Annotated in this window: 19 protein-coding genes; 9 read left to right on the top strand and 10 right to left on the bottom strand. The window is 67.5% G+C overall.

Annotated elements, in window-relative coordinates:
• Nucleotides 1-191: 191 nt before the first annotated feature.
• A complete protein-coding gene (locus ACFFGH_RS22065) occupies nucleotides 192-1,253 on the bottom strand; it encodes a replication initiator (RefSeq protein ID WP_386672350.1) in 1,062 nt (353 codons plus the stop codon).
• A gap of 85 nt (nucleotides 1,254-1,338) precedes the next feature.
• Nucleotides 1,339-2,304 (bottom strand): tyrosine-type recombinase/integrase, encoded by a 966-nt coding sequence (locus ACFFGH_RS22060; RefSeq protein ID WP_386672348.1) that lies wholly within the window; start codon nucleotides 2,302-2,304, stop codon nucleotides 1,339-1,341.
• 185 nt (nucleotides 2,305-2,489) lie between these two features.
• Between ACFFGH_RS22060 and ACFFGH_RS22055 the strand changes: the two genes are divergently transcribed.
• Nucleotides 2,490-2,849 (top strand): helix-turn-helix domain-containing protein, encoded by a 360-nt coding sequence (locus tag ACFFGH_RS22055; RefSeq protein ID WP_386672346.1) that lies wholly within the window; start codon nucleotides 2,490-2,492, stop codon nucleotides 2,847-2,849.
• Between the two features lie 103 nt (nucleotides 2,850-2,952).
• On the opposite strand, the gene ACFFGH_RS22050 is transcribed toward ACFFGH_RS22055, so the two are convergent.
• The 3 genes from ACFFGH_RS22050 to ACFFGH_RS22040 all read right to left on the bottom strand — a co-directional run bounded on the left by ACFFGH_RS22050 (nucleotide 2,953) and on the right by ACFFGH_RS22040 (nucleotide 5,965).
• Complete coding sequence (locus tag ACFFGH_RS22050) at nucleotides 2,953-3,867, bottom strand: DUF8370 family protein (protein WP_386672344.1); 915 nt, start codon at nucleotides 3,865-3,867, stop codon at nucleotides 2,953-2,955.
• Between the two features lie 162 nt (nucleotides 3,868-4,029).
• Complete coding sequence (locus ACFFGH_RS22045) at nucleotides 4,030-4,428, bottom strand: hypothetical protein (protein WP_386672342.1); 399 nt, start codon at nucleotides 4,426-4,428, stop codon at nucleotides 4,030-4,032.
• A 463-nt stretch (nucleotides 4,429-4,891) separates the two neighbouring features.
• A complete protein-coding gene (locus tag ACFFGH_RS22040) occupies nucleotides 4,892-5,965 on the bottom strand; it encodes a replication initiator (protein ID WP_386672340.1) in 1,074 nt (357 codons plus the stop codon).
• Between the two features lie 978 nt (nucleotides 5,966-6,943).
• Between ACFFGH_RS22040 and ACFFGH_RS22035 the strand changes: the two genes are divergently transcribed.
• Nucleotides 6,944-7,957, top strand: a complete 1,014-nt coding sequence (locus ACFFGH_RS22035; protein WP_386672339.1) for a sodium:calcium antiporter — start codon at nucleotides 6,944-6,946, stop codon at nucleotides 7,955-7,957.
• A 39-nt stretch (nucleotides 7,958-7,996) separates the two neighbouring features.
• On the opposite strand, the gene ACFFGH_RS22030 is transcribed toward ACFFGH_RS22035, so the two are convergent.
• On the bottom strand, nucleotides 7,997-8,734 hold the full coding sequence (locus tag ACFFGH_RS22030; protein ID WP_386672337.1) for a DUF8692 domain-containing protein: 738 nt from the start codon (nucleotides 8,732-8,734) through the stop codon (nucleotides 7,997-7,999).
• Between the two features lie 89 nt (nucleotides 8,735-8,823).
• Here ACFFGH_RS22030 and ACFFGH_RS22025 point away from each other — a divergent pair, with 89 nt between their 5' ends.
• The 7 genes from ACFFGH_RS22025 to ACFFGH_RS21995 all read left to right on the top strand — a co-directional run bounded on the left by ACFFGH_RS22025 (nucleotide 8,824) and on the right by ACFFGH_RS21995 (nucleotide 14,530).
• A complete protein-coding gene (locus tag ACFFGH_RS22025) occupies nucleotides 8,824-9,900 on the top strand; it encodes a DNA polymerase IV (RefSeq protein WP_386672335.1) in 1,077 nt (358 codons plus the stop codon).
• A 20-nt stretch (nucleotides 9,901-9,920) separates the two neighbouring features.
• Complete coding sequence (locus ACFFGH_RS22020; RefSeq protein WP_386672333.1) at nucleotides 9,921-10,250, top strand: hypothetical protein; 330 nt, start codon at nucleotides 9,921-9,923, stop codon at nucleotides 10,248-10,250.
• 82 nt (nucleotides 10,251-10,332) lie between these two features.
• On the top strand, nucleotides 10,333-10,917 hold the full coding sequence (locus tag ACFFGH_RS22015; RefSeq protein ID WP_386672331.1) for a helix-turn-helix domain-containing protein: 585 nt from the start codon (nucleotides 10,333-10,335) through the stop codon (nucleotides 10,915-10,917).
• A 145-nt stretch (nucleotides 10,918-11,062) separates the two neighbouring features.
• A complete protein-coding gene (speB, locus tag ACFFGH_RS22010; protein ID WP_386672329.1) occupies nucleotides 11,063-12,028 on the top strand; it encodes an agmatinase in 966 nt (321 codons plus the stop codon).
• Nucleotides 12,029-12,055: 27 nt separating this feature from the next.
• The gene (locus ACFFGH_RS22005; RefSeq protein WP_386672327.1) at nucleotides 12,056-12,484 is read left to right on the top strand and encodes a nuclear transport factor 2 family protein; all 429 of its coding nucleotides are present in this window, start codon (nucleotides 12,056-12,058) and stop codon (nucleotides 12,482-12,484) included.
• Between the two features lie 32 nt (nucleotides 12,485-12,516).
• Nucleotides 12,517-13,908 carry a purine-cytosine permease family protein gene (locus tag ACFFGH_RS22000; RefSeq protein ID WP_386672325.1) on the top strand — a complete coding sequence of 464 codons (1,392 nt, stop codon included), beginning with the start codon at nucleotides 12,517-12,519 and terminating at the stop codon, nucleotides 13,906-13,908.
• A complete protein-coding gene (locus ACFFGH_RS21995; protein WP_386672323.1) occupies nucleotides 13,901-14,530 on the top strand; it encodes a cyclase family protein in 630 nt (209 codons plus the stop codon). Before ACFFGH_RS22000 ends, ACFFGH_RS21995 begins: the two co-directional genes overlap by 8 nt.
• A gap of 15 nt (nucleotides 14,531-14,545) precedes the next feature.
• Here the strand turns inward: ACFFGH_RS21995 and ACFFGH_RS21990 are convergent, their stop codons facing one another.
• From ACFFGH_RS21990 to ACFFGH_RS21975, 4 genes are all read right to left on the bottom strand, one after another.
• Complete coding sequence (locus ACFFGH_RS21990) at nucleotides 14,546-16,552, bottom strand: beta-galactosidase (RefSeq protein ID WP_386672321.1); 2,007 nt, start codon at nucleotides 16,550-16,552, stop codon at nucleotides 14,546-14,548.
• A gap of 40 nt (nucleotides 16,553-16,592) precedes the next feature.
• Nucleotides 16,593-17,519, bottom strand: a complete 927-nt coding sequence (locus tag ACFFGH_RS21985; protein ID WP_386672319.1) for a carbohydrate ABC transporter permease — start codon at nucleotides 17,517-17,519, stop codon at nucleotides 16,593-16,595.
• A complete protein-coding gene (locus ACFFGH_RS21980) occupies nucleotides 17,516-18,475 on the bottom strand; it encodes a carbohydrate ABC transporter permease (RefSeq protein ID WP_386672317.1) in 960 nt (319 codons plus the stop codon). The genes ACFFGH_RS21985 and ACFFGH_RS21980 overlap by 4 nt, the downstream gene beginning before the upstream one ends.
• A gap of 102 nt (nucleotides 18,476-18,577) precedes the next feature.
• Nucleotides 18,578-19,936: an ABC transporter substrate-binding protein gene (locus ACFFGH_RS21975; RefSeq protein WP_386672315.1), complete on the bottom strand. Its 1,359-nt coding sequence runs from the start codon at nucleotides 19,934-19,936 to the stop codon at nucleotides 18,578-18,580.
• Between the last annotated feature and the right edge of the window lie 9 nt (nucleotides 19,937-19,945).

Here is a 19,945-nt window from a genome sequence, read left to right as displayed (position 1 = left end):
ATGCCCTCGTTGACGGCGCAGCTAGCGTCCTAGGTCCGCCAGGCAATATCCGCAGAACTCCCGCCCATTAGGGCTGTCCTCAAGGTTCTTCGGGAAAACGACGTTCCCGCACGCGTCACACGAGCGGTAGCCCATGAGCTCGCACGTTCCACAATCCGCAGCAGCCATGATCGATCACCCCCTCACCTGGGTCACGGGAGCACCGCCGCACGGGCGACATGGATCCGCCGCAACAGCACAACCCTCGCGAGCCGCGCCCCCTCCTGCGGCCCGTGCGCCGGCGCGCGCTCGGCCGCCGGGGCGGCCTGCGCACGCGCCTCCGCCCAAGCGGCACGAAGCTGCCGTTGCAGCCCCCGCGTGAGGCCAGTGAACGACCAGCCGATTCGGTTTCGCGTTCGGCGTGACGCACTCACGACATGCGAACGCGACCCGTATCGGTCATGTACCCGACTGGCGCATTCCTCAGGTACGCACTCCCGACAGCAACGCATCCCACGAGCCGCCCGCGCCAATGCCGCCAGGTGCGCCCAGGCGAGGTTGCTCCCGCGCCCACCCATCGCCGCCCACGCCGTGTCCTTCATCACATAGTTGAGCGCCTTTGACAGGTACCAGATCGTCTTCGCCCCACCACCGTCCGCCCGGAAAGCCTTCGCATCCGCTTGGGGGCCCCACCCGACCACCCCTCCATCGACCCGGGACACCGCCTCGGCTGTCCGTGCCGCCTGACACAGCACCCGAGGATCGGGAGCCTCAGAGCGGTCGATCCGAACCAGCACATGCAGATGCAAGACACCGCGGTCCTGCCACTCCCGCACCAGGAAGAACTCCACCGACTCCCACCTGTCCCGGATCCGCCTGCGACTGCGATCCCACAACACGCTTGCATCCCGGTTCCACGCCACCTGACCCGCGTAGTCGTACGTCGCCGGATCGAGCGGGACACCACGAAGGCCGGCATCACGCAATTCGTGCAAGGCACCGCACCCACACCGCTTCGGCCGCGAGCCCTTCGAACGCGGCACCCGGTGCACGCGCCCGAACGACGGCGCGGTGAGCGTCAGCAGATAGAAGCGGTACCGCTCGGCCCGCCCATCAAAGACACCAGAGCGACCGATCGCTGCCCAGTCCCCCCGGTACAGCTCCGCGCACGACGGGCACGTCGAGCGCACACGAGAACCGCAGCGGACGAAGTCGCCGGACTTCCTCTTGTACGGGCGAACGCACCCGGAGGGACCCGTTTGGCCTTGTTCCATGTAGACGCCGCAGCATCAGCAGCACGCCTGAAAATCGAAAGGTCACCGGATCGATGCCGGTCGGAGCCACTTCGAAAAGGCCAGGTCATAGGCCACTTTCTCCCGCTTCACCTCCGGTCCCTTTCGATAGTCCGACCGGGGCGTAGAAGGTCGATAGCGCAGTACCTGCGCGTCGAGCGGCGTCCCGGCGCGTGTCGGCGTAGAGCTGCGTGACGGCGAGCGAGGAGTGACCCAGAACCGCCTGCACGTCGGGAGCCGATAGGCCCGCGATGAAAAAATTCACGGCGGCAGTGTGGCGAAGGTCGTGCCAGTGCAGCGGAGGCTCCCCTGTGGGGAAGGACTTGATGCGGTCCCGCAGCTTGTGCCAGCGGAGCGCCCTGCTGAGGTTCTGCGAATTGATGTGGCCACCTCGCGGCCCAGGAAAAAGCAAATCGTGGGGCGAACGGCCCCGCGTCGCCTCCAGCACTAGGGGAAGCAGAGGGTCAGCGATCGGCACGACACGAACCCGCCTCCCCTTGGTATGCCCCACGACAAGTTGCCCCGAAAAACCAGCGGAAGCGGTACGGGCCACTCGGATGGTCAGAGACTCCAGGTCCACGTCCGATACGCGCATGCCGGCCACCTCCCCCAACCGGCAACCGGTGAGGAGCATCGCGAGAACGAACCGGCGGTAGGGGCCGTCTTCAGGCAGGAAGCCAATAAGCCTCTGGACTTCTTCGAGGTTCAGAGCGCGTCCCGATGGGTCGGCGGCCTGATCCTTCGGGAGCTTCACACCCCGGCACGGATTAGTCGGGATCAAACGTGCCTGCACCGCGACGTCGCAGATATGGGAGAGCATCGAGAGGGCGTCGATCTTGGTCGACCTTGACCCCGACCACATAGAGAATGCCAGCTCCACGTCCAGAGTCGTCAGGTCCTCAACGTCGCGACCCCCAAGGAGCGGCGCGATCCGCCTCCGGTACGCAGAGAAGTATCCGCGAGCGGTCCCGCCCGAGACGCGCCCCCGAATCACTGGCCAATACCGGTCCAGGACCTCTTCGACTGTGGTCATTACGTCTCCGTTCTAGAACGACTCCACCTTAGACGGAGTCGTTCTAGATCTACAACACAACGCGCCGCTGCAGAGCGGACCTGCTCGATAACGCCTCGGCGAACGTCGGGGATCATCGCTACTCTGGCGTCGTGGCGAGAACCCCTGGCAGGCGAACCGACGAGCCGGACGACGACTCGGCGCGCGTGGACGAGGTGACCTTCTTCGAGGTGGGAATGCAGCTTCGCGAGCTGGCACGGCAGCTGTCTGACGTGAGCCAGTTGATTGACGACGAGGAGCTTCGCCGCCTCGCCCGACAGGTCGACGAAATCGGCGTGGACGAGCTGGATGAGGACGTAGCGCGTCAACAGTCCGACCGGCTGCAGCGGACCCTTATGGGGATGCGATCATTCCGCCGCAACTATGACTACTGGGAACGAGCGATAGCCGAATACGCACTTCGCTCTGGCATGACGCAGCGTGACGCGGCGCGACTTCTTGGCGTAAGCACTGCCACAATCAACCGTTGGAACCAGCACCCGGTGACGCGCGAGCGCAACGACTGATCCCTCTCCCGAAATTTCCCCTACAGGATCAAGAGCGCGCTTCGCGCGACGAAGCGCCCCGGCAGCACCGCCATGAAATACGGTACGCCGGGGCGCTCAGGAGTTACGCGACGGCGCCTCCGGCCTCAGTGTCCGGAAAACGAGCCGCAACGAACGCCTTGAACGACGCCAGCAGGTCCTGCTCGTTCTCAAACGCTCGCATAGTAACGCGGAGGTTTGTTATGCGGCCCCGACCGAGTCCTGCCTGCTTCTTGAGCCGGTCCTTGGGCGTCTTAATCAACTTGCCGTTCGATGCCAACACCGCCTGCTCCAACTGGGCAAATGACAGCACACTCGTCTCGTAGAAACGCCCGGCCGACATCAGCAAAGTCGGTCTCGCCCACCCCTTCGGAACGAGAAGCAGCGGCTTCCCATCGACGACAGGCAACGCGACCTGCTCCCGATCCCAAATGCGGTCCACCGGGTTCCAGACCTGCTTGCCATAGACCCGGACCTCGTGGTGGCCAGCCGTGAACTGAGGGTAGGCGTTCATCATCGACTCCGTAAACTTCGCCAACGGGCCGTAGATGATGCGCGTGGTCACGTCTGACGTGATGTCGCGGTCGACGCCGTCTACGAACAATGCGAGATCCTCGAGCTGACGGAGCACACTCACGCGCACCAACGCCTCAACATCGCTGACGAGGGTGTTCCAGATCCAGGAGCCGACAGTTTCGGCGCCACCATGCCCATGGAATCCCTCTGCAGCCATCCCCAGCCGCGTTTCCCACGGCTCGACAAAATGCTGCAGGAGACGCTGCCCATAAGCGTGGCTGGCAGGCGTACCAGCGATAACGCTTCCAGTCACCTCGTTGAAAAAGGTGTCAATGCACCGCAGTGCTCCGTCCGTGAACGGCTGCGGTGCACCCCGCAGCCGAATGGCATGCGGATCGACGTACAGCCGGTTGTCGACGTCCGTTTCAACGTCGACGAACGGCACAGGGCCGGCAATTCCGTAGTGCGAACTTACAGTGGGCATTTCTGCCCTCCTTCCTCGTAAGGACCCGAGGAAGAAGTCGAGACTACCTGTCTCATCAAACTTCGGTACGCTGGAGATGACCGACCAAGTCAATCGCCGCGCCCCCGGGCCGGTATCTGGCCTGGCTCCCTTCGTGCGGAGTCGGGCCAGAATTTTTTTAAGTCACTCTTCGGGCTCCTCTCGTTTCGCCCGGTTCCCCTTGACTTCGACGCTCGGACCCTTGAGGTCGATGCAGAGCATGCCATCTTGCTCATACGGCTTAAAGCGACGGCTAACGCTCGTATCGATCTCGAAGTATTGCGTGAAGGCTGTAGCCGACAAAATCACCTGCCCAGCGTCTCGCTGAGCCGATTGAGGACGAATCCCGTAGGCATGCGACTCATTCGAAGGGCGCATTGCGATGATCTGCTCCTCTGCGTCGAAAAGCAGCTCCACCGTTTCGGGCTCGCCGATCAGCTTGTGCGCAGCCTTGTTAATCGAGAAAATGCCGCGCTTCTGGATCGTTATACTCGGCGCCTTTGCAAGAGGCGCCATCCGCTTGTCGAAAACTTCGAATGGCATCCGTAACCCCCCTTTCGGTTCCCCTTCAGGATAACACGGTCCACCGACACTTCGACGTTCTCTATCGTTTCGATAATCGTCGTTATCTCCTGGCGCGATATCGCCGAGCACGCGGCCACTCCCCACACACGGACTCGAACGTATTAACCGGGCATCCCACCGCAGCCGCCAGCATCGGCCCTCCGTTTCGGGCGTCAACCCTGCTGCGCATCCGTCGGACTATGGGGTTGACGCCCTGCACTCCCGGGACGGTGCCTCTGGCTATCGGCGGGATGCCCTCGTTGACGGCGAAGCTAGCGCACCAGGTCGGCCAAGCAGTACCCGCACAGCTCGCGCCCCACAGGGCTGTTCTTCCGGTTCTCCGGGAACACAACGTTCGCGCACACATCGCACGAGCGGTAGCCCATGAGCTCGCAGGTTCCACAGTCAGCAGCAGCCATAATCGATCACCCCCTCCCCTGCCTCACGGGAGCACCGCGGCGCGGGCAACATCGATCCGTCGCGACAACTCCACCCGAGCAAGCTGCGCCCCCTCCTGCCGCTTGGGCGCCGACGCGTGCTCGGCCGCCGGGGCGGCCTGCGCGCGCGCCTCCGCCCAAGCAGCACGCATCCGGCGTTGCAGTCCGCGCGTGACGCCCGTGAACGACCACCCCGAGCGGTGCCGAGTTCGGCGTGACGCGCTGACCACATGCGAACGCGACCCGTACCGGTCATGTACGCGACTCGCGCACTCGTCCGGCGCACACTCCCGGGAGCAGCGCATGGCACGAGCCGCCAGCCCCAACGCCGCCAGGTGCGCCCACGCCAGGTTGCTGCCGCGCCCGCCCATCGCCGTCAACGCGGTGTCCTTCATCACATAGTTGAGCGCCTTCGACAGGTACCAGATCGTCTTCGCCCCATCGCCGTCCGCCCGGAACGCCGCCGCATCCGTCTGCGCCCCCCACCCGACAACACCTCCATCGACTCGTGACACGGCCTCCGCTGTCCGCGCCGCCTCGCGCAGCGCCTGTGGATTCGGAGCCTCAGGGCGCTTGATCCGGATGAGCGCATGCTGATGCAAGACGCCGCGGTCCTGCCACTCCCGCACCATGAAGAACTCCACCGACTCCCACCGGTCCCGAATCCGCTTACGCGTGCGATCCCAGAGCAGGCCCGCATCCCGGTTCCACGCCACCTGACCCGCGTAGTCATAAGTTGACGGCGTGAGCGGCACGCCTCGAAGCCCTGCGTCCCGCAGATCATGCACAGCACCGCAGCCGCACCGCTTCGCCCGGGCGCCCTGCGACCTCGGTACGCGATGCACCCGCCCAAACGACGGGGCCGTCAGCGTCAGCAGATAGAAGCGGTACAGCTCAACACGACCGTCGAAAACCCCTGAGCGCGCGATAGCAGCCCAGTCTCCGCGGTACAGCTCCGCGCAAGACGCGCACTTGCTCCGTACCCGCGATTGGCAACGAACCCAGTCGCCCGACCGCGTCTTGAACGGGCGCGCACAGCCACCCGCGCCGCCAGACTGTCTGTCGTTCTCTCGATCCAACTACTCCGCGGAGCAGCCATAACATGACTGAAAATCGAAAGGTCACCGGATCGATGCCGGTCGGAGCCACAGTCGTGAGGGAGTCGCTACGGCGGCTCCTTTCTCTTCTAGCCCGTACTGAAGTTTTCTAAGCCCGCAGTGAAGCCCACGGCAGAGAACGCCCGCTCGAATCACCCGGATCCGGTGCCAAGGATTCGGTGCACCTGCATCCGCGACAGGCCCGCAGCGGCGGCTATGGCGGTCACCTGGACACCCTCGGCTCGAGCGTGGGCGATTAGCCGATCACGCTCCTTAAGGAGCTCGGCCCGCCGCTGCGCGTTTGCCCGGAGCTGCGCGAGCTTGTCGTCAGCCACGCCGGCGTACCCGCAGAACGCTGACGAGCGCGACGATGGCTACGACGAACGTCGCAATGCTTGGGGAGGCGGTCAAGAGTTGCGGTTTGGTTTCCATTGAAGCCTCCGTACAAAGTCTGGAGATCGGCCCGTGGTGATAACTCCACCCGGAGGTTCTCCTTCAGCGCTTGCGCCTGCCCCTTGCTTGTGTCCCGCGCAGCCACCGGAAGGATCGGCGGATTGTAAGGCTGACTCCCGCGTCGAGGAGAGCGAGGACCTCGAAGCTTATCTGCCGGTCTCACTCCGGTACATCCCGTGTCCATGTTGACAGAGGGCGTGCATCTGCAAACGTGTGCTTGATGCCAGTCCGGGCCACCACCTGATCTCGCAGATCAGCTACCGACTCACGTGGCTCTCACCCCTCGACGTCGTCGGAGCAAAATCTAGCGTCCTTGCTCATGACCGTGATGTTTCAGGGAGGGGCATGCGGCGGCAGACTGGGCCGGTGAGCCCGGACCCGGCGGTTCACGGCAGCACAGGGAGGAGTCAGGATGAGCTTCTGTGTGGTTCGGGCGTTCATCTCACTCGATGGCGTGGTCGAGGCGGGTGGCCTCGCTCCGGCGGCGAGTGACCCGGCGGCGCTGCAGTGAGCACCTGGGCGCTCTGGCCGAGCATCGCAGGGCTCGCGGTCTCGATCGTCGCGCTCGTGCTCGCCGGCTCACGCCTCGCCCGCACGGCGGATGCGCTGGCCGACCGCACCGGCATGGGCAAGGCGGTGGCTGGGGCCCTGTTCCTCGGTGCGGTGACATCGCTGCCAGGCATCGTGACGACTGCGACCGGTGCCTTCGAGGGCGACGCAGCATTCGCGCTGGCGAACCCCATCGGGGGTGTCGCAGTGCAAACGGTCTGGCTGGCGATCGCCGACCTGCTGTACCGGAGGGCGAACCTGGAACACGCCGCAGCGTCGTTGGAGAACCTGCTGCAGTCGCTGGTACTGGTGGCGCTCCTGGCGCTCCCGGTCGTCGCGTACGCCACTCCGGAGCTGACGCTCGGATGGGTGCATCCGGTGACGCTGCTGCTGCCGCTGCTCTACGCGTACGGTCTCGTCCTGGTCCGCCGGATGCACGAGGCACCGATGTGGTCCCCCGCGATGACGTCGGACACCCGCGAGGACGATGATCAGGATGCGAATCCGCGCTCGACGTCCAGGCTCTGGGGCACCCTGGCGCTGCTCGCGCTCATCGTCGGCGTCACGGGCTGGGTCATCGGTCAGGCGGGACTCGGGCTCATCGCCGCCACGGGGTGGCCAAGCGGGGTCACCGGTTTCACGGTCACCACCGCCATCACCTCGCTGCCGGAGCTGGTCACCCTGATCGCCGCGATCAGGATGGGGGCACTCACCCTCGGGGTGGGGAACATCATCGGCGGGAACGTCTTCGACACGCTGCTGATCTTCGTCGCGGACGCCGCGTACACCGAAGGCAGCATCTACCAGGCTGCCGGCAGCCCCAGCCTTGTGCTGCTCGGCGGCACGATCCTCATGACCACGGTGCTCACCGCCGGGCTCCTGGTTCGGGAGCGCAGGGGCATCGGATTCGAGGGCGTCGCGATTCCGGCCGTCTACGCAGGCACGATCGCCCTGGCGCTGTCGACCACATGACGCCTCGCGCCTCGTTCCGCCGGGGCTCGGCGGATGCGCTCAGGCGGTTTCTGCGCCCGCCCGTGAGGTGAGCTCGAGGGTGACGGCTCCGTGCCGGGTCACGCTGAGGCTGAACGCCGACAGCGGGAACACGACGAAGAACGCGGCTCCGACGAACTCGCCCAGCTCCTCCAGATTGAGCAGGAGGAAGCGTCCCATCGTGCCGCTGTCGAGAAGTGGCAGCCCGGCCCCGGCCAGCGCGTCGACTCCGACCGCGCCGAGCACGTAGCAAGCGCCGCCGATGGCGAGCAGCACCTTCGGCACACGCGGCAGGGGACGCACGAGGAGCAGGACCGCGACAGCGACTACGAGCGCCACCGGGATCAGGATGAGCATCCACTCGATGGATGTGAAGGGATCAGCGCCGAACAGCGCCCGCCACGCATGCTGGATCCGGTCATGCACCCTGGTGAACTCGTCGACGGACATGGCAAGGAACAGCACGGCCATCACAGCCCAGCGGAACGCGCCCGACTCGCCCGTCGCGCGGTGCACGATGCCCACGGCGGCGGAGAAGACGCCGGCGAGCGCGAGCAGCGTGGTGCTCCACCAAGTCGGGAGGTTGGCCTCCCCATTCACGTCGATGTAGTTGCGGATCGGGGAACCAGCGAAGCTCACATCATGGCCGAGCACCCATGGCGCCAGCAGGGACGCCGCGACGAGGAGCGCTCCGACCGCGGCCAGCAGCCACAGCAGGCGGCGCCACCAGTGCGGATGAGGTTCGCCGTCGATACCCATCCTGTGAGCCTATCCATGCCCTCCCTGCCGCGGCCCGCGCAGCCATTGCGCCCTTCCGGGGATCGCGATGCGGCGGGCAGACTAGGCGCGTGACCCAGAGCCGTCCGTGGGTGCTGCACGTCGACCTCGACCAGTTCATCGCCGCCGTCGAGGTGCTGCGGCGCCCAGAGCTCGCGGGCAAGCCGGTGATCGTCGGCGGACGCGGCGACCCGACCGAGCGCGCCGTGGTGTCGACCGCCTCCTATGAGGCCCGTGAGTTCGGGGTCGGCTCCGGGATGCCACTGCGCCTCGCGGCGCGGAAGGCGCCGGAGGCGATCATCCTCCCAGTGGACGCCGAGGCCTACACCGCCGCGTCCGCTGAGGTGATGGCGACGCTGCGGGCCCAGCCCGGAGCCGTCGTGCAAGTGCTGGGCTGGGATGAGGCGTTCGTCGGCATTCAGACCGACGATCCGGAGGGCTACGCCCGAGGGCTGCAGCGGGCGGTGCTCGACCGGACCCGGCTGCATTGCAGCGTCGGCATCGGCGACAACCTCGTCCGGGCCAAGAATGCGACGCAGTTCGGCAAGCCGCGCGGGATGTTCCGCCTGACGGCCGACAACTGGCTCGAGGTGATGGGCCACCGGCCGACGATCGAGCTGTGGGGCGTCGGCAGCAAGATCGCCGGCCGCCTGGCGAAGCACGGCATCAACACCGTCGCTGAGCTCGCCGCCATCACCCCGGAGAGCCTGGTCGCCGAATTCGGTCCGAAGATGGGGCCCTGGTATGCGCAGCTCGGCCGCGGCGACGGCACGCACGTGGTCGACGACACACCGTGGGTGGCGCGCGGACACAGCCGCGAGACGACGTTCCAGCAGAACCTCACGGAGCCCGCGCAGGTGGAGGACGCGGTGCAGAAGCTGGTCGATCAGGTGCTGAAGGACGTCGCGGCGGAAGGGCGGCCGGTGATCGGCCTGACGCTCAAGGTGCGCTACGCGCCGTACTTCACCAAGACGTTCCAGAAGAAGATCCCCGAGACGTTCGACCGCGACGCCGTCCTCACCGGCGCGCTGGCGCTTGCCGGCAGACGAGAGCCCGACCGGCCCATCCGGCTGCTCGGGCTCCGGGCCGAGATGCCGATGCCCGACGACGCCCGGGAGGGGCACACGCCGACGCGCAGCGGCTGGTGAGCACGAGAGAAGGGAAGGCGATGGCAGAACGCACCGAACGGACGATCATGCGGATCTGGAGCGGGAAGATCCGAACAGTGGACCGGGAGGTGTATGCGGCGTATGTGGATGAGACCGGCATCCGGGAGTACCGGAGCACGCCGGGGAACCTGGAGGCGTACCTCCTGCTCCGCGACCTGCCCGACGGCGTGACCGAGATCCTGGCCGTGTCGCACTGGGAGTCCCGGGCTGCGATCGAGGCCTTCGCGGGCCAGGACATCGATCGAGCGGTGTACTACCCGGAGGACGATCGGTATCTGGTCGAGCGGGACGAGGTCGTGCGCCACTTCGAGGTGGTGCCGCCCGCATAGGCGGCTGTTCGGGAACCGCGTTGCGCTACCGTGACATCGGTTGCGCAACCACACCCGTGCCGGTCCTCGAGAAAGGTGGCGCATGCGTCCGCTTCCCGTCTCGACGCCCGCGGAACGCGCAGCGATCGGTCGGCGCCTGCGATCGACCCGGCAGTCGAAGCACCTGACGATCGAGCAGGTCGCGAGCTCCACCGGGCTGACGAAGGGGTTCATCAGCCGCATCGAGCGCGACCTCACCTCACCGAGCGTGTCCACCCTCATCCAGCTGTGTGATGTGCTCGGCATCGACATCGGATCGCTGTTCGCCTCCACCGACGCGCAATACGTTCCCCTGGAGTCGGCCCCGAAGATCGATCTCGGCGGTGTGAACGCGGTCGAACGGCTGGTGAGTCCGCGCCGGGAGGAGCGGGTGCAGGTGGTCCGCTCGCGGGTGGGACCGGGCGGCAACGGCGGCGCGGAGTTCTACACGGTGAGCGCCGAGCTCGACCTCGTCCACGTGCTGGAAGGTGCGATCCGGATCGCGTTCACGGACGCCGAGTGGACGCTTCGCGCGGGGGACTCGCTGACCTTCGATGGCCGGCAGCCGCACAACTGGTGGGCCGATGACACCGTGGGCGCCGACCTTATCTGGGTGCTGCTGCCCGGCTCGGGCACCGGCCCGTCCTGAACGCGACCAGACGCGCGGCGCCGTCCGTCTCGCCCCTTGACGGCGGCGCTCGTGCGGGAATATCTTGACGGCAAGTTTCCTATGCCGCCACTGAAAGTTGTCCACCATGCAACACGAGCCGGCTAGCGGTCCTCACGACGCTGACGTGGCCGGGATCCGCGGGCCCGTCGACGCCAGCGTGGTGCCGCGGTTCGCGGGCATCGCGACGTTCGCCCGGCTGCCGCGTCTCGATGAGGTGGGCCGAGCCGATGTGGCCATCGCCGGAGTGCCGTTCGACTCCGGGGTGAGCTACCGGCCCGGCGCCCGGTTCGGGCCGTCGCACGTTCGCGAGGCGTCGCGGCTGCTCCGCCCGTACAACCCCGCGCAGGACGTCTTCCCGTTCGGCTCCCAGCAGGTCGCCGACGCGGGTGACATCGCGGCGAATCCGTTCGACATCGCCGAGGCGGTCGGCCAGATCGAGGCGGGCGCGGTGGCCCTCGCCGAGCATGCCGACCGGCTGCTCACGATCGGCGGGGACCACACCATCGCGCTTCCGCTGCTGCGCGCCGTCTCCCGGAAGCACGGCCCCGTCGCGGTGCTGCACTTCGACGCGCATCTCGACACCTGGGACACCTACTTCGGCGCGCCCACCACGCACGGCACACCGTTCCGCCGGGCGTCGGAGGAGGGGCTGATCGACCTGACCGCGAGCATGCATGTCGGCATCCGCGGTCCCCTCTACGCGAAGAGCGACTTGGAGGACGACGCGCGGCTGGGGTTCTCGATCGTCACGAGCGAGTACCTCGAGGAGCACGGGGTCGCCGCGGCGATCGACCGGATGCGAGCGCGGATCGGCGACGCGCCGGTCTACATCTCGATCGACATCGACGTGCTCGACCCCGCGCACGCGCCGGGAACGGGCACGCCGGAGGCCGGGGGGATGACGAGCCGTGAGCTGCTCCGCATGCTCCGCGCGCTCGACGACCGCAGCATCGTCGGCGCGGACATCGTGGAAGTGGCACCCGCGTACGACCACGCCCAGCTCACCGCGATCGCGGCCAGCCACGTGGCCTACGAGCTGCTCAGCGCGATGGCGCCTCGATCGACGCAGGATCGCGAACCGCAGCACTGACACCCGTTCCCGAGCAATGGAGCCGCAATGACCGACCCGGCCGAGCCGACCGCCGCCGACGTGCTGGCGGCCGCGTCCGCCATCGTCGACGCCTTCGCCGCCACCGACGGCGACCGCTACTTCGCGACGTTCGCTCCCGACGCGACCTTCGTGTTCCACACGGAGGCCGAGCGCCTCCCGAACCGCGCCGCCTACGAGCGGATCTGGGCCGGCTGGGTGGGGAGCGGTTGGCGCGTGATCTCGTGCACCTCCAGCGACCCGCTTCCGCAGACCTTCCCGGGCGGAGCGGTGTTCACACACACGGTGGACACCACCGTCGACACCGGCGAAGGGACCGAGTCGTACCGCGAACGGGAGACCATCGTCTTCCGCCTGGCCGCCGGCACGGACGCCACGGGCTCCGGTCTGGTCGCCATCCACGAGCACCTCTCGCCGATGCCCGCCGCCTCGGATTGACCCGCCGATCGACACGACAGGAGAACCCAGCAATGTCGCTCTACTCCCGCCTCGACCATTACCTCGAGGAACACTCCGATGACGCCGGCCCAGTGCGCGGCCACCTCACCCTCCCCCGCATCGGGATGATCTGGCTCGCCGCCAACCTCGTCGTCACGACGCTGCTCACCGGCACCCTCTTCGTGCCCGGCGTCGAGTACGGGCTGGTGGTGCTGCTCATCGTCGTCGGCACGCTCATCGGCGCCGCGGTGCTCGTGACGGTCGGCAACATCGGCACCCGCACAGGTCTGCCCACCATGGCCCTCACGCGTGGACCGTTCGGCACGCGCGGCAGCCTGCTTCCGGTGACCGCCAACGTCGTCATCCTGATGGGGTGGAGCTGGGTGCAGGCGATGCTCGCCGGCATCGCTCTCAACTTCATGGTCGAATCGGTCACCGGGTTCTCCAGCCCGGTCCTCTTCGCGGTGCTGTGCCAGACCCTGGTCGTGCTGCTCGCGATCTTCGGCCACACCGGCATCGCAAAGGTCGAGCCATGGCTCGCCGTGCTCATCCTCGGCATCATCGCCTACATCTTCGTCGTCGCGTTCTCGACCTACACCCCCGCCCAGTTCGCGTCGATCCCCGCCGACCCGACGTTGGGGTACACGCCCATCCTGGTGCTCGACATCGTCATCGCGACCGCCATCTCGTGGACCGTGCTCTCGGCCGACTTCAACCGGTTCGCGCGATCGGGCAAGGCCGGAATCGTGGGGTCCGGGATCGGCTACACCCTGTCGACCGTGATCTCCATGACCGTCGGCGCGACCGCGATCGCATTCGTTCTCCTCTCGGCCGGTGAGGCGATCCCGTTCGACCCGGTGACGATCGTCGCCCCGTTCGGTGCGCCGCTCGCTCTCGTCATCTTCCTCTCCGTCATGGCGACCAACACGATGGTGGTCTACGGCATGGTCACGACGGTTGTGAACGCCGTGCCCGGCGTTCAGAAGCTGAAGTTCCTGCCCACCGCCCTCATCCTCGGGGTGATCTCGATCGTCGGGGCGACCTGGTTCGGGCTGCTCGAGCAGTTCACCACGTTCCTGGTGACCATCGGGGCGCTCTTCGCACCCGTCTTCGCGATCATGATCGTCGACTACTACATCGCGAAGCGCGGCGTCTACACGGCCGACATCCTCCGCGCCCGCGAGGGCCGCTACTGGTATCTGGCCGGTGTCAACTGGGCGGCCGTGGCCGTCTGGCTCATCGGCGCGGTCGCCGCCTACGTGTTCACCTACCTGTGGCCGACGCCGATCGGGGCGACCATCCCCGCGTTCCTGCTCACGTTCGTGCTGTATCTGCTGGTGTCGATGCGGGAGCGCTCGTCCGCACCCGCCGGGCGAAGCTCACATCTGCTGGATGCCGAACGGACACCCGCGCCGCATGCGTGACCTGAGCCACCCGCTCACCACCGGCATGCAGGTCTACCCCGGCGACCCGGCGGTGGACCTGCAGCCGGCGCTGGAACTGGACCGCGACGGGGCGGCGGTGACCGCGCTGCACCTCGGCTCGCACTCCGGGACCCACGTGGATGCGCCTGCGCACACCGTCGCCGGCGGGCGGACGATGGATGCCGTCCGCCTCGACGAGCTGGCGGGCGACGCGCTGGTCATCCACGTGCCGGGGCTCGCCCACCACGCCGTCATCGGGGTCGACGAGCTCGGCGCTCTGCCCGATCGGGTTCCGCCGATCGTGGTGATCGACACGGGGTGGGCGCAGCACTTCGGCTCGGAGCGGGCGCTCTCCCATCCGGCAGTCGGGGTGGAGGCGGCCCGGCTGCTGCTCGAGCGCGGCATGCGGGTGCTGTGCGTCGACACGCTGAGCCCTGACCCGACCGACGCGGCCGGGGTGGCGGACTTCCCGGTGCACCAGCTGGTGCTCGGGGCCGACGGGCTGATCGTCGAGAATCTCGCCGCGGTCAGCGACCTGCCGTCGCAAGTGCGGATCGGCATCTTCCCGCTCCGGCTCGCCGGCGACGGGGCGCCCGTCCGCGCCGTCGTGTTCGACGATTGACGCCCTCCCCGCTCCTCACGGCTTGACGACGGCCACCCCCTGGGGCGGCAGCAGCAGGCCGGATGCGTTCGACCCGGTGAGGAGGTCTGTGCCGGCAAGCCGCAGCTCCGCGTCGGCGGATCCGTGGTTGATGGCGAACACCAGGTCCCCGCGGCGGACCACCTCGACCTGCTCCCCGTCGGTCGCCGGCGCGGCAATCGGGACGCCCGCCGCGTCGATGACGTTGGAGACGAACAGCCGCAGCACCGCCGGATCAGGCAGCGTCGCGAGGTAGAACGCGGTCCCCTCCCCCGCCGCCCGTCGGGTCACGGCCGGGCACCCCGCGAGCGGCCCCTCGGTGAACGTCGCGAGCACCTCGGCGTCGTCGACGCGCACGTACTCGCTCCAGACGCTTCCGGCCCCGGCACCGCCGAGGAACTCGCCGTCGAACAAGACCGGCGGCGCCGGCTCGCGGCCGGTGTTCCGTAGGTCGGGCGGCGCCGGCGGGGCGAACTCCTCCACCCGCACGCCGAGGGTCCGCCGCAGCGGCTCGCCGAGATACCCGCCGAGCCGCACGTGCAGCTGCTCGTCGGTGATGGCGGTGCCGAAGCCGACCACGAGCGAGCCGCCCGCCTCCGCGAAGGAGGCCAGATTCTCGACCTGCGCGTCGGTGGCGACGAAGTGCGTCGGTGCGACGACGACCCGATACCCGGACAGATCCCCCTCGGCACGCACGAAGTCCACCGTGAGGCCGAGCGATGTGAGGGCCTGGTGCCAGGCGAAGAGGATCTCGACGTACGACACGGCCGTCGGCGACGCGGGCTGCTCGACTGCCCACCAGCTGTCCCAGTCGAGCGTGATCGCCACGCTCGCGCGAGTCCGGCTTCCCCCGAGACCCACCTCGGCCCCGGAGAGCCGCCGCAGCTCTCCACCCAGCTGCTCGATCTCCCGCCATACCCGGGTGTCCGTGCCCCCGTGCGGCACCATCCCGGAGTGGAACTTCTCCGACCCGGCCTGAGACTGCCGCCACTGGAAGAACAGGATGCCGTCGGCGCCGCGCGCCACGGACTGGTACGACCACGCGCGCATCTGACCCGGCACCTTCGCGGCGTTGTGGGCACGCCAGTTCACCGCGCTCGGGGACTGTTCCATGAGCAGCCACGGCGCGCCGCCGCCGAGCGAGCGCATCAGGTCGCGGACCATCGCCGCGTACGCCGGCGACCGTGGATCGGCCGGGTCGGGATACGTGTCATCCGAGATGACGTCGATGTGCGGGGCCCAGCGCCAGTAGTCGACGGGCTTGAAGAAGCCCATGAAATTGGTGGTGATGGGCACGTCGGACGCGGCCCGGATCACCTCCACCTCCGCCTGATAGCAGGCGAGCAGCTCGTCGCTCGAGAACCGGTCGAAGTCGAGCAGCTGCGTCGGGTTGCGGAACGTCGGCGCCGCACGCGGCGGCTCGACCTCGTCGAACGAGTCGTACCGCTGCGACCAGAACGCCGTGCCCCAGGCCCGGTTGAGGTCCTCGATCGCGCCATACTTGGCCTGGAGCCAGCTCCGGAACGCGGCGGCCGACACCTCGCAGTAGCAGTGGCTGACGTGACAGCCGTACTCGTTGTTCACGTGCCAGAGCTCGAGTGCAGGATGTGCCGCGTACCGCTCGACGAGCGACAAGACGAGCCTGCGTGCGTGCTCCCGGTAGACGGGAGAGCTCGGGCAGTAATGCTGACGGCTGCCGACCTCCAGCCGCACGCCGGTCTCCGTCACCGGCAGCATCTCCGGATGCCGCCTCGCCAGCCACGGCGGCGGCGACGCGGTGGCGGTCGCCAGGTCGACCCGGATCCCGCCGGCGTGCAGGGTGTCGAGCACGTCGTCCAGCCAGGCGAAGTCGTACTCCCCTGGGCGCGGCTCGAGCCGCGCCCAGGAGAACACGCCCACCGTGGCGAGGCTGATGCCGCCGCGCTGCATGAGCCGCACATCCTCGTCCCACAACTCGCGAGGCCACTGCTCCGGGTTGTAGTCCCCGCCGTACCAGATCGTCACGATCGTCCCCCCTCGACCGGCAGGCACATGGCCGACCGGCTCATCCCTTCACCCCGCCGGTCGCGAGCCCCGACTGCCAGTACCGCTGCAGGAAGAGGAACGCGATGATCAGCGGAAGGATCGACACGAACGACCCTGTGATCACGGTCGAGAACAGCGCCTGCGATCCGCCGCCGGCGTTCGCCGCGGACTGCAGCTGCGCCAGCCCGACGGTGATCGGGTACAGGTCGGAGCTGTTCAGCATGATGAGCGGCAGGAAGTAGTTGTTCCACGTGGCCACCAGCGTGAACAGGAACACCGTGACGAGGCCCGGCCCGAGCAGGCGCAATCCCACCTGCCAGAAGATGCGGAACTCCCCCGCCCCGTCCACCCGAGCGGCTTCGATCAGCCCGTCCGGAATGGCGTCGGCCGCGTAGACCCGCATGAGGTACACGCCGAACGGACTCACCAGCGACGGCACGATGACCGCCCACGGGGTGTCCGTGAGGCCGGCCGACGAGAACAGCAGGTACGTCGGCAGGGCCAGCGCGGTGAGGGGGATCATGACGGCGCCGAGCGTCAGGCTGAACAGGATCTTGCTGCCCGGGAAGCGGTACTTCGCGAACGCATAACCCGCCATCGTGGCCAGGAGCGTTGCGCCCACGGCCGAGACGACCGCGTAGAAGACGGTGTTCAGCAGCCACCGGGCGAAGATGCCGCCCCGGACGGTGAACAGCGTCTCCAGGTTCTCCTGCAGCGAGAATCCCCCACCGAACCACAGGCCGAAGGTGGCGAACAGGGACGAGTTGTCCTTCGTGGATGACACGAAGAGCCACCAGAGGGGCAGCACGAAATACAGCACAGCCAGCCACAGCAGCACGGTGAGCAGCGTGCTGCGCCGCCGCTCTGGTGCGTACTGGCGCCGCGGGCGCTCCTGAGCCGTCACCTCCTCGACGGGAATGGTGGCGCGGGCCTCGATCGAGCTCATGACAGTCCCGCCTCTCGACGCTCGCGTCGCTGCTCCGTGAGCTGGACGACGTACGACACGATCGCGATGACGATTCCCAGCAGGAACGCGATCGCGGCGGCGTAATTGAGCTCACGGTTGATGAAGGCGAGGTTGTACGCGTAGTAGTTCGGCGTGAACGAGTTGGTGATGGCATCCGGTGCGATGGCGTTCAGCAGGCTCGGCTCGTTGAAGAGCTGGAACGATCCGATGATCGAGAAGATCACGGTCAGCAGGATGGCGGGCCGGATGGCGGGGATCTTGACACTCCACGCGACACGGAACTGGCCCGCACCATCGATCTCCGCCGCCTCGTACAGCTCGGAGGGGATCGACCGCAGCGCGGCGTACATGATGATCATGTTGTAGCCGATGAACTCCCACGTGACGATGTTCATCATCGAGCCGAGGATGTTCGCCGGCGACAGGAAGTCGGGTGTCCCGAATCCGACGGCGCGGGAGATCTGGGCGATCGGACCGAAGTCGGGACCGTACAGGTAGCCCCACATCAGCGTCGCGACGACCGCCGGCACGGCGTACGGCATGAAGATGAGCAGCCTGGCCGCCTTCGATCCGCGAGCACGACCGGTGTCGAGCGCGAGGGCGAAGAAGAGTGCCAGGCACAGCATGATCGGCACCTGAATGATCAGGAACAGGGCCACCCGGCCGAGGCCCCCGAGGAAGGCGCTGTCGGTGACCGCGCGGATGTAGTTGGTGAGGCCGGAGAACACCTCGCCGCCGATGAGGCGACTCTCGAAGAGGCTCAGGTATCCCGAGTAGATGAGGGGCACCACGAGCATCGTGAGGAACACGACGAAGAACGGGAGCACGAACAGGTACGCGGCGATGTTCTGCTTGCGCCTGGTAGAGCTGGTGTGGCGTTTCGGCGGCGGGGCGGATGGCGGGCGCTCGACGTTGAGCGCCGGAGTGTGCGACACAGCGGCTCCTTCTTCCTATGGATGGTCGCTCTCTGGGGTGAGGCCGTGGACCTCGGGGGATCGGGGCGCCGCCGATGCGGTCCGGCGACGCCCCGTCGCGGGTCACTCGACGGTGAAGCCCTGGTCCTCCGCGTAGCTGACGAGCTGGTCCTGCCACTCGTCGAGCGCGGCGGCGATGTCGCCCTTGTCGGCGACCACCGTGCCGATCGTCTCCTCGTAGCTGGAGTACACGTAGTCCATGAACGGCAGCCACTCGAACTCGGTGTCGACGGTCTCGGAGATCTCAGCGAAGAGCTGATTCACCTGCTGCCCGCCGTAGAACTCGGACTCCTGCTCCAGGAACTCCTGGCTCTCCAGCACCGACAGCTGCGGCGGGTACAGGAACTGCTCCGTCGCCAACGTCATCGCCGACTCCTCGTCGTGGTTGATGAACTTCGCCAGCTCGTACGCGGCGATCGGGTTCTCGCTCGACGCGAGCACCGCGTCCGCGGACCCGCCCCAGTTTCCGGCGACGTTCTCACCCTCGGACCACTGGGGCAGCGGAGCCGCGCGCCAGAGCCCCGACGTGCCTTCCGCGGTGCCCTGCAGGAAGATCGGACCCCAGGCGGCGGTCAGCCACCCGGCGTACTTGCCGTTGGCGAGACCCTGATACCACTGGTCCTGGAAGTCCACATCGACCGAGACGAGGTCCTCCTGGATCAGCTCGGTCCAGTACGCCGCAACCTCCTTCGCCTCCGCGCTGTTGACGTTGATCGACACCGTCTCCTCGCCGTCGTAGCCGAACGGCTTCGCGCCGCGCTGCCACATGAAGCCGATCATCTGGCCGGCCTGCGTCGCACCGAGGTTGGAGATGAACGAACCGGTCTCGTCCTTCACCGCCCGCGCGGCCTCCGCATACTCTTCCCACGTCGCGGGCGGCTCGTCGATGCCCGCCTCCGCGAAGATGTCTTCGCGGTAGAGGTGACCCATCGGTCCCACGTCCTGCGGGATCGCCCAGACCGCTTCTCCAGGCGCGACCTGCTGCCAGGCCCAGTCCACGAAGTCGCCGGAGATGTCACCGGCGCCGTACGGCGACAGGTCGAGGAGCGACTCACTGAGCACGAAGGACGGGATGTACTGGTACTCCACCTGTGCGACATCCGGGGCCCCCTCGCCCGCCTCGAGCGCGCTGCGGAGCTTCTGGTAGTGCGGCAGCCCCTGCCCGACGTTCTCGACGGTGACGTCGATCTCGGGATACGCCTCCTCGAAGAGGGCCACCTGGTTCTCGATGTCGGGGACCCAGGTCCAGAAGGTGAGTTCGGTGGGCGTGCTCAGTGCCTCTTCGCGCTGCTCGTCCGTGATCGCCTCGCCACCTCCGCCGCCACCGCCGCCGCCACCCCCACCGGGTGAGCAGGCTGTGAGGACGACGACTCCCGCGACGACGAGGGAGCCCAGCTTCGCTGCTGTTCTTGATGCTGACATTTCGTACCT

Source organism: Lysobacter korlensis, from assembly GCF_042434515.1.
This window is presented reverse-complemented; position numbering and strand designations above follow the sequence as displayed.

Bases quoted from the DNA above. Each gene is read 5' to 3' on its own strand.
- ACFFGH_RS22065 (WP_386672350.1), bottom strand. From the start codon at position 1,253: ATGGAACAAGGCCAAACGGGTCCCTCCGGGTGCGTTCGCCCGTACAAG.
- ACFFGH_RS22060 (WP_386672348.1), bottom strand. From the start codon at position 2,304: ATGACCACAGTCGAAGAGGTCCTGGACCGGTATTGGCCAGTGATTCGG.
- ACFFGH_RS22050 (WP_386672344.1), bottom strand. From the start codon at position 3,867: ATGCCCACTGTAAGTTCGCACTACGGAATTGCCGGCCCTGTGCCGTTC.
- ACFFGH_RS22045 (WP_386672342.1), bottom strand. From the start codon at position 4,428: ATGCCATTCGAAGTTTTCGACAAGCGGATGGCGCCTCTTGCAAAGGCG.
- ACFFGH_RS22030 (WP_386672337.1), bottom strand. From the start codon at position 8,734: ATGGGTATCGACGGCGAACCTCATCCGCACTGGTGGCGCCGCCTGCTG.
- ACFFGH_RS22020 (WP_386672333.1), top strand. From the start codon at position 9,921: ATGGCAGAACGCACCGAACGGACGATCATGCGGATCTGGAGCGGGAAG.
- ACFFGH_RS22015 (WP_386672331.1), top strand. From the start codon at position 10,333: ATGCGTCCGCTTCCCGTCTCGACGCCCGCGGAACGCGCAGCGATCGGT.
- ACFFGH_RS22005 (WP_386672327.1), top strand. From the start codon at position 12,056: ATGACCGACCCGGCCGAGCCGACCGCCGCCGACGTGCTGGCGGCCGCG.
- ACFFGH_RS22000 (WP_386672325.1), top strand. From the start codon at position 12,517: ATGTCGCTCTACTCCCGCCTCGACCATTACCTCGAGGAACACTCCGAT.
- ACFFGH_RS21995 (WP_386672323.1), top strand. From the start codon at position 13,901: ATGCGTGACCTGAGCCACCCGCTCACCACCGGCATGCAGGTCTACCCC.
- ACFFGH_RS21985 (WP_386672319.1), bottom strand. From the start codon at position 17,519: ATGAGCTCGATCGAGGCCCGCGCCACCATTCCCGTCGAGGAGGTGACG.
- ACFFGH_RS21975 (WP_386672315.1), bottom strand. From the start codon at position 19,936: ATGTCAGCATCAAGAACAGCAGCGAAGCTGGGCTCCCTCGTCGTCGCG.